Consider the following 13,794-nt stretch of genomic DNA (forward strand, 5'->3'; position numbering starts at 1 on the left):
TTCTAAAGCTCTGTTTCCTTCTACTGGTCCTAGAGAACTTATTCCTGGTCCGTGACTGTCCTGACGTCTCATTTCTACTCCTCCTTTTATGTATTGCTAAACGTAATTACCATATTCTGCACAAAATAGCACAACCCTTTACCGAAGCCCATTCATCTAATGACTAGTGTTCTCGGCTAATACCCTAAAAAACCTCCGATAAACACCTAATCTTTTTCTTAATTATTCCAGGACTAGATTTAAGATCAAAATATTTGTAAAATTTTAACTCGTTTGGTATACTAAGGATATTAATTTCAGTAAAATTTAGGGGGTTCTCTATGAAGAAGTTACGTCGATCATTTATTGTCCTTTGTAGCTTAGCTATGTTTTCCTCAGTAACACCTGCTTTTGCATACAATTCAAGCCATTCTAGTAGTAACGTACAATCCCAAGAACTGTCTGAAAATCAAACAATAACGGAAGAATTCATTAACAAGGTATCACCCTATGTTAATCTTGACGCAAAAACTAAACAATTCTCTCTTTCAGAGAAAGCAAAAAAAGATTTAGATAAAGATACTTATAACAAAGCATTTGAGATAATTAATAAGAGCAATGCTCAAATTAGCGATATTAAGGACGAACTAGTAATTTCTTCAAAGGGTACATTAATAGATAAAGAAAATGAATCAAAAATGTCGGCTATTGATCATGATGAATATTGGGATTATGACTTCACTTGGTGGGGACTCCAAATTTATTGGTCCCATGACTTTGTGGAGGATTTAAAAGATAAAATAGGACTAAAAACTTCAGTAACTGTAGGTACCTTCATAGGAACTGTCCAATACCTCATGGAGAAACATGGAAAGAGGCCACCTAGCTGGTTTTCAGCTTTTACTACCGCAGCGGCTGCTCTTACTTTATGGTCATTCTTAGAACAAGATGAGGGTTGCGGAATTTATCTAGACTGCTACCTTTATGTTCCAACGCGTTGGTATTCGGCATGTGATTAAAAATAGAAGGTTGAATCAAAAAGTGCACTTCATTTATAATGAAATGCACTTTTTTATCGTAGTTATAGTAGTATAAACGAAAAACGAGAGGAGCCCATAGAAAGTGAATAAATTTCAAGAATACGTAAAAAAGAGACTTATATGGACAGTTATAACATCTGTCATTCTTGCCACTGTCCCTTATTGGATTGGTACACAAAACATTTCCTTAGCAATTATTTGGGAGTGGTTGATTTTGTTTTCTATAGTCACTATCTTCGATATTTTATCTATTTCTTCTCGACAAAACATAAAAAAATAATGTTTCCTACAAAGTCCCGATAACAGGTATTAGGTAAACAAACGCCCGAGTTTTAGGATTCGGGCGTTTGTTTCCAAGCAAATTAATCATGCTAATAAGAATCACCCCATAGTTGACTTCCCTATAGACCTTGTCGAATCCTTTGACGAGTAAACGGAGGTTTTGACGAAAAAAAAGACCACGCCATCATCTGAAGTGCACTCCTTAAAGTAGACATTGGAAAAACCCCCGAGGTTATCGGATAAACTTAAGGGGTGCACTTCATCGATCTGGCGGGGTGTTTGCTGTATCCCTGTTCCCACAGGCAATACATTGTATGTAGATGTAAGAAATACTGCTTAGGCTTCTACACTGACCACATCTTCTACAGGTATCCACCAGAAATCCTCATCGTTCTTTAACTTGATCTGTTTAAACGTTGAATCCAACTTCTCTACCCATCCCCAAGCAGATTCAATCACGCCTCGATCTCCTTTTGTTGCTTTCCACCAGCTAATTGTAAGAGCGTAATCATACTGACGTGAGTCAGATATCCGGTAGCAAAATTCGGCTAGCTCATCCTCTTCAATGATCGGCTTCTCAATCAGTTTCTTATCCTCGTGAAGCTGGCGTAACATCTCAGCATGCTCAGGTAAAATAAATTTAGTTACAAGTGGATCAAGAATTTTGGAAGCCATCAAAACATCTCCTTAAAATACGAATGTGTGTTCTCGTTTTATTAAATCTTGAAGAGATTATGCAATGAGTAAAATTACATGTTTACCAATAAAAAAAGCCCTCCAGTGGTATTATCCCCTTTGAGTAGACAGTGTAAAAAGCCCACTCACCTAGCGGTGGGTGCTACACTATCCTCGGAGGGGATTTTTCGTATGGCTAAAAAAGGACAAACATTTCAACGATATACGATGGAATTTAAACAGAAGGCTATTGCTCTTTACGAACAAAAAGGGATCAGCTATGAAGCGATTGCCAAAGAATTGGGAGTGCCTAGTCCTACTCAGATCAAGAATTGGGTCAGGAAATACCGAGACGGAGATGGTTTAGAGGATCAACGAGGTAAAACATCTAAAAGAGATAATCCTTTTATAGGGCGTCCACGTACAAAATTCACTAACGTGGAAGAGGAAAGAGATTATTTAAAAGCGCAGGTAGAATACTTAAAAAAGCGTTATCCAAATCTACACGGGGAGGATGGGTTTCAAAAGTAGCTCGGTTTGCGGTTATTGATCAGTTGGTAAGGAAGTACCCTGTTACTTGGTTAGTGGAGATAGCCAAAGTTTCCCGCGCTGGTTACTACAAGTGGAAACATACGCAAGAAGAACGTGCAAAAAGGCAACAACATAATAAACTCATAAAGGAACATATGATGGCGATTCATCGTGTACATCCATACTTCGGTTATCCAAGAATGCGAATTGCATTGAGAAAGAAAGGATTTATTGTGAATCACAAGAGGGTATATCGGTTGATGAAGGAGATGAACGTTCAGTCCATCATTCGTAAGAAACGGCGCTTTTTTGGTAAAACTGCATCCATTGTTAACCCTAACTTACTTAATCGAAAGTTCACAGCCGAAAAACCAAATCAATTGTATGTAACAGATATTACATTTGTAGCACTGAACGATCGATTTTATTACCTATCGGTAATCCAAGATCTCTTTAACAACGAAGTTGTTGCCTGGAAGGTTTCTCATCGGAATGATTTAAAACTTGTTTTAGATACTCTGGAGCAGTTAGCAAAACAAAGAGACGTGCAGGAAGCCATCCTGCATTCTGATCAGGGCTTCCAATACACGTCTAAGCAGTACAAGTTTGGCGTGAGAGGCAGCCACTCTCGCAAAGGAAACTGCCTCGATAACGCCTGCATAGAATCCTTCTTTTCTCATCTCAAAACAGAGACATTGTACTTTTCTGAGTGTAAAACAGATGAAGAGCTCTTTCAAGCCATTGAAAAGTACATATGGTTTTATAACCATGAACGATTTCAGAAAAAACTAAACCAGTGTGCCCCGGTCGAATACCGGAACACACTGGCTGCTTAGGCTTTTTTAATGCTGTCTACTTGACAGGGGTAAGTCCAATCAAAGTGTTTTCTTGACTAGGAGTCTTCCCTTTACACGGTAATAATGTTAGAAAATGGTAACAATTTATAAATTAAACTTAAAAATAACCTAAATGCTTGAGTGTATTTCTAAGTTGATGGAACCTCCTCAAAATATTATTTGAAACTTCTTGTTTCCACTAACTTAGGATTTGATTTATCTGTAATATCATAAATTTTTACATTTAGCATACTACCAAATATACCTTCGACTTTAGCTGTCCCTTCTGCCTTTACATTACTATTTTCAAATTTGATTCCATTTATACTATTTTTTTGAGAAGTAGTTAGTCCCTTCCAATAATTTTGAGTTTTATCACTAAAAGTGTATTCTTTCCAAGCACCCATACCATTTGGAGCCCAATATGATGCAGTTGCCTTTATTGTAGTCACAGGATTACTCCATACACCGGTAAACGTAACATCACCCCAAAAATTTCTTTGTTCCAATACAACGTCTGCTTTATATTTTTTATGCGGTGGAACTTCTACAGTTTGTGCAGATGCTTCTATTGTTTTTGTCTCGGATTTTGTTTGTGTCTCTGTAGTAGAAGAGTTGAATCCTGCATTTACTGTAAGACCGTTATTTAAGATCAGTGGAATGGTAAATATGTTACTCGAACCTCCCACGTTAAAACCCTTTGTTGTCGCTGTCGCTATTGACTCTTGTACACTCTTAGTATATTTAGCTGTTGAAAACTTCTGGGTTTCATTTGTAGTATTCTCAAATACATTTTCTCCTACGTATTCAACGATTGTACTATCAAAGTTCAATTTATTTACAGTACCCGTAATACTGAAGTTACCTTTTGTCTCAACACTATCTGGATTATTCTTAAAAGTCAGTGTAGGCCATGACTCAATTTTTGTACCTGCAATGTTATTAGAATAATGGTAGTTTCCTATTTTTTTTAGTTCAGATTGAACATCAGTAATACCAGCTCTTACATTTTCATTAACACTAGTTGGAGTATTTTCTGCTGCTAATGCACTACCAGGTGCAGATATACAAGGTATGCCAATCGAGGTGGCTAACATCAATGCTACCATAGGTTTTTTCAATCGGTTTTTGTTCATTTTTTTCTTCATCTTGAAATCGCTCCTAACATTCTATTTTTTGAAAACGTTTTCATGTAAATTTTAACATAATATTTATATTCACTTTTTTGAAATTTTGAATGTTTTGTGGAGAATAATTTGTTGTTTTTTTTTATACAAACCTTAAAAATTGAAAGTGGGGCAATTTTATCTGGATAACCAGGATCAGTGGCATATCCTCCTTTGTGGATTGCGTAGCAAATATAATCAGCCCCTAACACGCCATGATAGCGTGTAGGCTTGTCTCTTGTGCCGTTTAAGATTAGTTTGGAATGATCTGCAATAGATTCTCCCCAGTTGTTGTAGGCTCGGAAATTAGCTGTGATGGTGAGCATGTATTTCGTAATGCTACGATTTTTTTCTATCTTGCTAATGAAGTTCTCTCAATCATAGAAAACGCTGGGCGCATTGGGTTGCCAGTACCGGAAGTAATTAAGAAGGCTGTAGATGTCCTGAAAAAAAAAGGGGGAGCGAAGTAATTGAAACCTCAAGACTTTATAAATAAGATTGCGCCGACTGCTGTGGACGACATGAAGACTTTTTCAGGCATAAAAAGGGCTAGATTGTTAAATTTGTATAATTATTCTTTACAAAAGACAAAAACATCTCATTGCTACATAATAATTTAGTTTAGATTACTTCAATTCTGTGTTAAACTAAATTTAAGTACGTATAATAAAAAGACCGTAGGTGTTACTAGCACCTACGGTCATATAATAGACTGTCCCCAAAAGAGGGCGGCTCAAGAACTAGTGAGAATGATCTCCCAGCCTAGTCAGCTCGAGGGAGGTCATTTCTTTTTTAGGTAGGTTAACAATGCGAGGATGAACATGCCGAACATGAACATCAAAGTCAACGCTTGATATACCTCCATAATCTCACCCCCTTCCCTATCGGGATAAAAGAGAGTGAGCCGACCACCCTTGAGGAGCCATCTATTATATTAAGGCGAATTATAACAGCAAATGGAATATTTGGTATATAGTTTTTTTATACCCACTGAGAAACCAGCTCTTGGGTTCTCTTCTCCTCAATTCTCTTCATCGTTCCGTAAAAACATTTTAGGAACCTGTCTAATCCCCATTCCTTCTGATCCCGCTTATACTCATTCTTGGTATATTCCCAAGCATCTAAGGCTACAGGTATGACATTCTCGTTTCTCTCCCAACCAGTTATTCTTTTGAACATCACAACCCTTGCCCAAAACTGCTTAATAACTGTCCCGCAATAAAACGCTGGCTTGATTGCCTTAACAAATTTCTTCGGGATGTAGCTCGGAATAACTGTGGAGTCCTTTTCTAGCCGTGTTACTTTAACATTATTTTTATTATTTTCTTTTTGGTTTTTTGGAGTATTAAAAACACTTGTATTGGACTTGCTTTTGTTAGCTTCAGAGCTTAGTATTGTTGGGTTTTCTCCGCCATCCAACCCCTTCACCTTAACCCCGTCATTTGAGGGTAAAAAAACGAACATGTTAGCACCTTGTAAGCCTGTTTTCCTTGCAGTCGTAATGCGTTTGATGATTCCCACCTGCTCTAGCTTTCTTATTGCCCTCTCCACGCTTGCTCTACTTACCTTTGTCAGTCTCATCACAGTTTCGATCTTGAGATATGCCACACGAAAAACTTTCATGGCTCGCATCTTGATGATCGATCGAGGAGCAAAGAAGGGAGAACTAAGAAGTTTTCTATCGGGAGCAACTATCGCCAAAATGGGCAAAGATGAATACGTTTCAATGGAGGTATTGGACAAGCTCTGTAAACATTTCGGGGTTAACCTTGAGGAAATTATTGAATACATCCCTGACAAAGATGAGTAAATGCATCGAGTATAAGGAGGAAAACACATGGCCTATTATCGTAAGCGCAAAATGGGAATATCGGATTAAATTTGTTGACCGCAGAACCGGAAAGGTAGATGAAAAATCCAAAGGGGGTTTTAAAACAAAAAAGGAAGCCCAGCTTGCGGCACATGAGGCGGAATCAGATATCAACGACTTCGGTTTTAGTGAAGAAGGGAACGAGAAAGTTGATAAATACTTTGATGATTGGCTTGAAGTGTACAAAAAACGATACGTCAAACCGACCACCTATTCCGTTCAGGAAAGAAATGTTCGGCTCAATATTCTACCAAGATGGGGCAATTACCGGTTAAAAGAAATCACGCGCACTGAATACCAGAAATGGATTAATGAATTGCGAAAGCATTACAGTGAGGGGACTGTGAGAAGAATCCACAGCATCAAGAGTAGCGCAATGGCTGATGCGGTACATGAGTTCAATATATTAAGAGAAAACCCACTTCACAAGATTAAGATTCCAAAAGAAACTCAAAAAGTGGACAAGGTTAGTTTTTTCACACGAGAGCAGCTTGATCAATTCTTAACTGCTTCCAATACTCCGGTTAAACATGCTAAATACAAAGCGTCCATTCAATACTATGCTTTGTTTACCTTGTTGGCGAGAACCGGCCTCCGGATCGGCGAAGCGCTAGCCTTAACCTGGGATAATATTGACCTAGAGGCAAAAATAATCACAGTAAGCAAAACCCTGTTCTATCCTTTAAACTCTACCCCATACCTCTCCACCCCGAAAACTAAAAATAGCGACAGAACTGTCAAACTAGATGATGCCACAGTGAAACTCATGAAACGGCATAGAATCAATCAAAAAGAAGTTTGTCTTATGTACGAAAATTATAAGCCTACAAAAGAGAACATCATCTTCCACCAACATGACGGCAGATGGTTACGCACCAATGTAGTACGTGAACATTTCAAAGAGGTATGTAAGCGTGCAAATGTTCCTGTTCTCTCACCACACGCTCTGAGACACACCCATGCAGTTCATCTTCTCGAATCGGGCGTAAATATAAAATACGTGTCCGAGAGACTCGGACACGCAAGTATGAAAGTAACCGCAGACACGTATCTCCACGTCACCAAGAAGATTGAAGATGACGCTTTAACCTTGTACGAACGGTATGTTCAATTTTAAATTTCCGGACAAATTTCGGACAAACCGCAATTCCGAAGCCGAAAACCCTTGATACGAAAGGGTTATCCGATACTTCCTTCCATCTCGAACTTAATCAGACGGTTCATTTCTACGGCATACTCCATTGGCAATTCTTTTGTAAATGGCTCGATAAAGCCCATTACGATCATTTCTGTTGCTTCTGCTTCAGTCAGACCGCGGCTCATCAAGTAGAACAATTGATCTTCAGATACTTTAGATACAGTCGCTTCATGCTCAAGCGTCACGTAATCATTCATGATCTCATTGTATGGGATCGTATCAGAAGTGGATAATTTATCCAAAATTAACGTATCACACTTAATGTTGGACTTAGCGCCTTCTGCTTTACGACCAAATTGCGCTAGACCACGATACGTTACTTTACCACCATCACGAGAGATTGATTTAGATACAATTGTGGATGTGCAATCAGGTGCTAAATGAATCATTTTCGCTCCAGCATCTTGATGCTGTCCTTTACCTGCTACTGCAATAGAAAGAACTGTACCTTTAGCACGTGGTCCTTTCATGATAACAGCAGGGTATTTCATGGTTAATTTGGAACCGATGTTGCCATCAATCCATTCCATGTTTGCATCTGCATAAGCTACAGCACGTTTTGTTACTAGGTTATATACGTTGTTAGACCAGTTCTGGATTGTTGTGTAACGGCAACGAGCGCGTTCTTTAATGATGATTTCAACTACAGCAGAATGCAAGGAATCTGTGCTGTAGATTGGCGCTGTACAGCCTTCTACGTAATGTACAAAGCTATCTTCGTCTGCAATGATAAGCGTACGTTCGAATTGACCCATGTTCTCTGAGTTAATACGGAAGTAAGCTTGTAGTGGAGTGTCTACTTTTACACCTTTTGGTACGTAAATGAAGGAACCACCAGACCATACAGCAGAGTTAAGTGCCGCAAATTTGTTATCTGCTGGCGGAATAACTGTCGCAAAATACTCTTGCACGATCTCAGGGTGCAATCTCACCGCAGAGTCCATGTCGGTAAATAGAACTCCTAGTGACTCTAGATCTTCTTGCATGTTATGGTAAACAACCTCGGACTCATACTGTGCAGATACACCAGCCAAGAACTTTTGCTCTGCTTCTGGAATACCCAGCTTGTCAAAGGTAGCTTTAATTTCTTCTGGTACTTCATCCCAACTACGGCCAGCTTTTTCAGATGGCTTTACATAGTACGTGATGTTGTCGAAATCCAAATCATCGAGGTCGCCACCCCATTTAGGCATCGGCATTTTATAGAAAATGTCTAATGCTTTCAAACGGAATTCCAACATCCATGCTGGCTCTTCTTTAATTTTAGAAATCTCTTCTACGATTTCACGGGTCAATCCTTTTTTTGTACGAAAAATCGAAACGTCTTTATCGTGGAATCCATATTGATATTCTTGGATTTCAGGGGCTTTCTTCGCCATATCGTTCACTCCTTTTGCCCTCTCACTTCAATTGGAGGGTATGTTACTTCGCGTCCGTCTGGTTAATACCTTGCTCCAATGCCTTCCAGGCGAGCGTGGCACATTTAATGCGCGCTGGAAACTTGCAGACACCTTGCAGAGCTTCAATATCGCCTAAATCAATAGAGTCATCCGGTTCTTTTCCCTGCATCATATCCGAGAAAATTTGAATCAAACGTAACGCTTCCTCTTCCGTTCTTCCTTTTACAGCTTCCGTCATCATGGAAGCGGAAGACATAGAAATGGAGCAACCTTCCCCTAGAAATTTTGCATCCACAACTATGCCGTTCTCCACTTGTAATGATAACGAAATGCTGTCTCCACAGGTTGGATTATTCAGATTGATAACCAATCCGCTTTCATCCTCTAGCTTGCCCTTATTCCGCGGCTTTTGATAATGATCCATTATGACTCGTCTATAGAGATCATCAAGAGAAGACATTTCCAAAGTACTCCTTCGCTTTTTTCAACCCAGCGACTAAGGCATCCACATCTTCTTCTGTGTTATACAGATAGAAGCTGGCACGGGCAGTAGCGGTAGCTTTCAACCATCTCATCAACGGTTGTGCACAATGGTGACCTGCACGTACAGCAATACCTTCTGCATCCAGAACCGTTGCCAAATCATGCGGATGAACCTCCGCCAGGTTAAAAGTAATTAAACTGCTTCTATGTTCGGTAGGACCATAAATCGTAAGTCCATCCAATTGTTTCATTTGTTCCATGGCATACGTGACCAGTTTCTTTTCGTGAGCCTCAATTTCGTCCATGCCCAGGTCATTTAGGAAATCAATCGCTGCTCCAAGTCCGATGGCCCCAGCGATGATAGGTGTTCCCCCTTCAAACTTCCAAGGGAGCTCCTTCCAGGTAGAATCCTGTTCATATACAAAGTCGATCATTTCCCCACCGAATTCAACCGGCTCCATTTTTTCCAAAACAGCACGTTTTCCATATAATACGCCGATCCCTGTAGGTCCGCACATCTTATGGCTAGAAAAAACAAAGAAATCACAGTCCAAATCTTGCACATCAATCTTTTTATGTGGAGCGCTTTGAGCACCATCCACAACCAAAATAGCCCCATTCTCATGTGCAATCTTAGCAATCTCCTTGATTTGGGTTGTATCACCCAGAACGTTAGAGATATGATGGATCGCTACCACTTTGGTTTGTGGTGTGATAGTTGCTTTCACTGCATCCAAGGTAATGGTACCATCTTCAGCCAAAGGGATAAACTTGAAAGTTGCTCCAGTTGCCTTTGCTACTTGTTGCCAAGGAATAAAATTGCTGTGATGCTCAACTAGCGTGGTTACAATCTCGTCGCCCTCTTTAAGGAACATACGAGCATATCCAATCGCAATCGTGTTTAACGCAGTAGTTGTACCGCGAGTGAAGATCACTTCAGCAGTTTCCTTCGCATTGATGAACGCCCGTACCTTTTCCCGCGCGCCTTCATAAGCGTCCGTCGCGTACGTACCAAGAGTATGTACGCCGCGGTGAACGTTAGAGTTGTAGCTACGGTAATATTTATCTACTGCTTCAAGAACTTGAATCGGCTTTTGAGAAGTAGCAGCACTATCCAAATATACCAATGGATGACCGTTTACTTCTTGATGTAAGATAGGAAACAATTTACGGACCTCATGTGCGTTCATCGTCCTAACTTCCTTTCTAGTGCTTGGCGTAGTTTGCTTCTCACTCCCTCGATCGGAATCTCGGCAACCACTGGGTCCAAGAATCCAATAATGATGAGACGCTCTGCCTCTTTTCTCTCAATACCACGAGACATGAGGTAGTACAAGCTTTCTTCACTCACGCGACCTACAGAAGCAGCGTGACCAGCTTTTACATCGTCTTCATCAATCAACAGGATTGGGTTTGCATCCCCACGAGCTTTTTCAGATAGCATCAAAATATTTTCTGCTTGCACGCCGTTAGCTTTTTCTGCGCCTTTTTCGATCTTGGTAATTCCGTTTAGGATCGCAACCGATTCCTCTGTCATTACCGCTTTACTCAACATGTTGGATTCAGTATGAGTTCCGATATGTTGCACTTGGGAAGTTAAATTTTGACGTTGCTTACCTGTTCCTACTGTGATGGACTTGGTATCAGCATTTCCACCTCTACCTTCCATAATGGAGGTATTGTTGGCAACTGTATAACCATCATTCATCTCGCCCAAAATCCATTCCATGCTAGCGTCTTGACCAATCACAGCACGTCGGAACGCATAATCGTGTACTTCAGTGGAGAATGAACGAACAGACGCCACTTGAACGTGTGCGTTAGCACCCAGATGCGCTTCCACAACGCTGTTCGCTACCATGTTCGTTCCGTCAGCAGATACAAATGATTCCACATATGTTACGCGAGCATTCGCTTCTGCCACGATAACAACGTGAGGAGCTAGTAAGGATTCTTCGCCTGCTACTTCATAAATCGCTTGTAGTGGCATTTTCACTTCTACGTTTTTAGGAACGTACAAGAATACACCACCATTGACTACTGCTACATGCAAAGCAGATACACGATGCTCGTCTGCTTTGACAATTGAATAGATATATTTTTGTACAAGTTCACCGTGTTCACGAAGCGCTGTAGTCAGATCAGTAAAAATAACGCCTTGTTTTTTCAATTCTTCATCCACCTGTTGGTAGACTACAGACGCATTTTTCTGTACGAGTAAGCTGGTTACATCTTTATCGTCCAGTTGTTCTTTTACGACTTCATCCAATTGTTCGATGTTGTCTACACTCGCTTCTAGTTGGAACGGGTGAAATTGATCGAAGTTCCATTTATCAATCTTTGTTTTCTCCAGCACAGGTAGAGCTAGCGTTTGTGCATGTTCAAATGCAGCCAGACGCTTTTCTAAAAACCAGACTGGTTCTTGATTCGCTTGGGAAAATTGCGTAATCGCTTCTTTACCAAAGCGAAGTTGTGTTTCTGTACTCATGATAGTCTCGACCTCCTTCGCCTCTTATTCTGCGTTAACGGTCTCGTCTTCGATACCGAGCTCAGCTTTAATCCAATCGTAACCTTCTGCTTCCAGACGCTCTGCCAATTCAGGGCCACCGGATTTCACGATACGACCTTGCATCATTACATGTACAAAATCAGGCTTCACATAGTCTAGTAGACGTTGGTAGTGAGTAATGATTAAGAAACCGCGATCCTCAGAGCGCATCTCATTAACACCTTTTGCTACGACTTTCAGAGCATCGATATCTAAACCAGAGTCGATCTCATCTAGAATACAGAGACTAGGTTGGATCATCATCATTTGCAGGATTTCATTACGTTTTTTCTCACCGCCAGAGAACCCTTCATTTAGATAACGATGAGCGAATGCTTCATCCATTTCCAACGTATTCATTTTGCTATCCATCTCACGGATGAATTTCATTAAGGAAATCTCATTTCCTTCGCCACGATTTGCATTCATTGCAGAACGCAAGAAATCAGAATTCGTTACACCTGTAATTTCAGATGGATATTGCATAGCAAGGAACAGACCTGCACGAGCACGTTCGTCTACAGCCATGTCCAATAGATCTTCACCATCTAATGTAACTTCACCATCTGTTACTTCATACTTAGGATGTCCCATCAGCGTAGATGCCAACGTAGATTTACCTGTTCCGTTTGGTCCCATGATCGCGTGGATTTCGCCACCCTTAATCTCTAGATTCAAACCTTTTAGAATTTCCTTATCTTCAATCTTTGCGCGTAGATTCTTAATCTGTAGATGTGGTACAGCAGCCATCTGACATTCCTCCATATATTATGATCAACCAGTCTTCACGATGTTGTAGACAAGCACTATACTATCCTATCGAAAAACCTGTGCATTCTCAATTCATTCTCAATAACATTTTATAATAATAATTCTAAGAAAGCAAGGAAAGAACTATTCCCATATTTATAAAACATGAATGTTTAGTATATACAAACAAGCCTATTTTTGAGAGGCAAAAATCGGGGCAATTACTCTGTGTGGGATGCCAGCAGAGCTTTAGTTTCAATGATACAAACCATGTAACGAAATATTAGACTTACCCATGTACGAAAAGAGCCCACTACTGTTATAGTGGGATTTTCCAGACTTTACAGGCAAAAAGGCGATTTATCCTTCTTTTGTTAATACATCCATAATTTCTTGACGACTTTGTGCATATTCCTCATCACTTAATACTGGTGCAAAACCCTCTTGTGGAATGCTGGACAGCAGGTTATGCCAAGATTTACAGCCTTTATACTCCTCAGCAATCTCAATCGTTACCGGCTTGTCTAATTTATAAACACGCGCAAACAAAATGTGTAATGGCTTTTTCTTTTTCCAATGTAAGCGGACATCAGCGAAGTCGTCAGTCCAAATGTGATACGGATTCAAAGCACGAATTTTTGCTTCATCCAAAATTTCAATGTCATCAGTAATATGAGCAAAATATTCGATATCAATGGTCGGTTTTTCGAGGCTCCACCCTACCAAGGTCGCTTCCAAATCAGATTGATTTTCGGCTTTAACCATCTCTGCCTTCTGGTGTTCATAGGTTGGGTACAAATAGAATGTGTCATTTTCTAGTTTAAAATCTCTTGTTTCTTCATATAAACCGCCTTTACGGACAGTAATAATCTGTTTACCTTCTCCCAAAACTTTAATCGCAACAGCCCATTCTTTTAAAGAAAGTGTGGATTCAGGTTGTTTTTTATCGTTACTCATGTGTAGTTGCCCCTTCCCTTTTATGTAATGCTTCCTCTCTTTAGCTAGATACTCTTATTAAAGTCTAGGTGTACGTGTC

At 40.0% G+C, this 13,794-nt stretch carries 15 protein-coding genes and 2 pseudogenes; 6 read left to right on the forward strand and 11 right to left on the reverse strand.

What is annotated here, in order from left to right; translation table 11 throughout:
- Nucleotides 1-320: 320 nt before the first annotated feature.
- Together EEL30_02415 and EEL30_02420 are read left to right on the forward strand one after the other, a co-directional pair.
- Nucleotides 321-998 carry a hypothetical protein gene (locus tag EEL30_02415; GenBank protein QDX91329.1) on the forward strand — a complete coding sequence of 226 codons (678 nt, stop codon included), beginning with the start codon at nucleotides 321-323 and terminating at the stop codon, nucleotides 996-998.
- 103 nt (nucleotides 999-1,101) lie between these two features.
- Nucleotides 1,102-1,299: a hypothetical protein gene (locus EEL30_02420; GenBank protein ID QDX91330.1), complete on the forward strand. Its 198-nt coding sequence runs from the start codon at nucleotides 1,102-1,104 to the stop codon at nucleotides 1,297-1,299.
- A gap of 338 nt (nucleotides 1,300-1,637) precedes the next feature.
- On the opposite strand, the gene EEL30_02425 is transcribed toward EEL30_02420, so the two are convergent.
- Entirely contained in the window at nucleotides 1,638-1,976 is a 339-nt protein-coding gene (locus tag EEL30_02425) for a YolD-like family protein (GenBank protein QDX91331.1), read from the reverse strand.
- Nucleotides 1,977-2,168: 192 nt separating this feature from the next.
- On the opposite strand from EEL30_02425, the gene EEL30_02430 reads away from it, so the two are divergent.
- Nucleotides 2,169-3,343 (forward strand): IS3 family transposase gene (locus tag EEL30_02430; GenBank protein QDX91332.1). Its coding sequence is split into 2 segments (ribosomal slippage): nucleotides 2,169-2,469 and nucleotides 2,469-3,343, totalling 1,176 coding nucleotides; the frame shifts between segments, so codons are not numbered across the junction.
- Nucleotides 3,344-3,519: 176 nt separating this feature from the next.
- Here the strand turns inward: EEL30_02430 and EEL30_02435 are convergent.
- Together EEL30_02435 and EEL30_02440 are read right to left on the reverse strand one after the other, a co-directional pair.
- Nucleotides 3,520-4,491 carry a hypothetical protein gene (locus EEL30_02435; protein ID QDX91333.1) on the reverse strand — a complete coding sequence of 324 codons (972 nt, stop codon included), beginning with the start codon at nucleotides 4,489-4,491 and terminating at the stop codon, nucleotides 3,520-3,522.
- A 152-nt stretch (nucleotides 4,492-4,643) separates the two neighbouring features.
- Nucleotides 4,644-4,835: pseudogene (locus EEL30_02440) on the reverse strand (mannosyl-glycoprotein endo-beta-N-acetylglucosamidase).
- On the opposite strand from EEL30_02440, the pseudogene EEL30_02445 reads away from it, so the two are divergent.
- Nucleotides 4,836-4,979, forward strand: a pseudogene (locus EEL30_02445) (holin).
- Between the two features lie 311 nt (nucleotides 4,980-5,290).
- On the opposite strand, the gene EEL30_02450 reads toward EEL30_02445, so the two are convergent.
- Nucleotides 5,291-5,377 carry a hypothetical protein gene (locus EEL30_02450; protein ID QDX91334.1) on the reverse strand — a complete coding sequence of 29 codons (87 nt, stop codon included), beginning with the start codon at nucleotides 5,375-5,377 and terminating at the stop codon, nucleotides 5,291-5,293.
- A 113-nt stretch (nucleotides 5,378-5,490) separates the two neighbouring features.
- Entirely contained in the window at nucleotides 5,491-6,132 is a 642-nt protein-coding gene (locus EEL30_02455; protein QDX91335.1) for a hypothetical protein, read from the reverse strand.
- On the opposite strand from EEL30_02455, the gene EEL30_02460 reads away from it, so the two are divergent.
- Together EEL30_02460 and EEL30_02465 are read left to right on the forward strand one after the other, a co-directional pair.
- Entirely contained in the window at nucleotides 6,131-6,319 is a 189-nt protein-coding gene (locus tag EEL30_02460; GenBank protein QDX91336.1) for an XRE family transcriptional regulator, read from the forward strand. The genes EEL30_02455 and EEL30_02460 overlap by 2 nt on opposite strands.
- Nucleotides 6,312-7,496 carry a site-specific integrase gene (locus EEL30_02465; GenBank protein ID QDX91337.1) on the forward strand — a complete coding sequence of 395 codons (1,185 nt, stop codon included), beginning with the start codon at nucleotides 6,312-6,314 and terminating at the stop codon, nucleotides 7,494-7,496. The genes EEL30_02460 and EEL30_02465 overlap by 8 nt, the downstream gene beginning before the upstream one ends.
- 62 nt (nucleotides 7,497-7,558) lie before the next feature.
- On the opposite strand, the gene sufB is transcribed toward EEL30_02465, so the two are convergent.
- The 6 genes from sufB to EEL30_02495 all read right to left on the reverse strand — a co-directional run bounded on the left by sufB (nucleotide 7,559) and on the right by EEL30_02495 (nucleotide 13,715).
- Nucleotides 7,559-8,956 carry a Fe-S cluster assembly protein SufB gene (sufB, locus tag EEL30_02470; GenBank protein ID QDX91338.1) on the reverse strand — a complete coding sequence of 466 codons (1,398 nt, stop codon included), beginning with the start codon at nucleotides 8,954-8,956 and terminating at the stop codon, nucleotides 7,559-7,561.
- 43 nt (nucleotides 8,957-8,999) lie between these two features.
- Nucleotides 9,000-9,437 (reverse strand): SUF system NifU family Fe-S cluster assembly protein, encoded by a 438-nt coding sequence (locus EEL30_02475; protein ID QDX91339.1) that lies wholly within the window; start codon nucleotides 9,435-9,437, stop codon nucleotides 9,000-9,002.
- Nucleotides 9,424-10,650 (reverse strand): cysteine desulfurase, encoded by a 1,227-nt coding sequence (locus tag EEL30_02480; protein ID QDX91340.1) that lies wholly within the window; start codon nucleotides 10,648-10,650, stop codon nucleotides 9,424-9,426. Before EEL30_02480 ends, EEL30_02475 begins: the two co-directional genes overlap by 14 nt.
- Nucleotides 10,647-11,948, reverse strand: coding sequence for a Fe-S cluster assembly protein SufD (gene sufD / locus EEL30_02485; protein QDX91341.1), 1,302 nt, complete (start codon nucleotides 11,946-11,948; stop codon nucleotides 10,647-10,649). Before sufD ends, EEL30_02480 begins: the two co-directional genes overlap by 4 nt.
- Before the next feature lie 24 nt (nucleotides 11,949-11,972).
- Entirely contained in the window at nucleotides 11,973-12,758 is a 786-nt protein-coding gene (gene sufC / locus EEL30_02490; GenBank protein ID QDX91342.1) for a Fe-S cluster assembly ATPase SufC, read from the reverse strand.
- A 360-nt stretch (nucleotides 12,759-13,118) separates the two neighbouring features.
- Complete coding sequence (locus tag EEL30_02495) at nucleotides 13,119-13,715, reverse strand: DUF1802 family protein (GenBank protein QDX91343.1); 597 nt, start codon at nucleotides 13,713-13,715, stop codon at nucleotides 13,119-13,121.
- Between the last annotated feature and the right edge of the window lie 79 nt (nucleotides 13,716-13,794).

Origin of the sequence: Brevibacillus laterosporus, from assembly GCA_007833815.1 — a bacterium.
Lineage (GTDB): Bacteria > Bacillota > Bacilli > Brevibacillales > Brevibacillaceae > Brevibacillus_B > Brevibacillus_B laterosporus_D.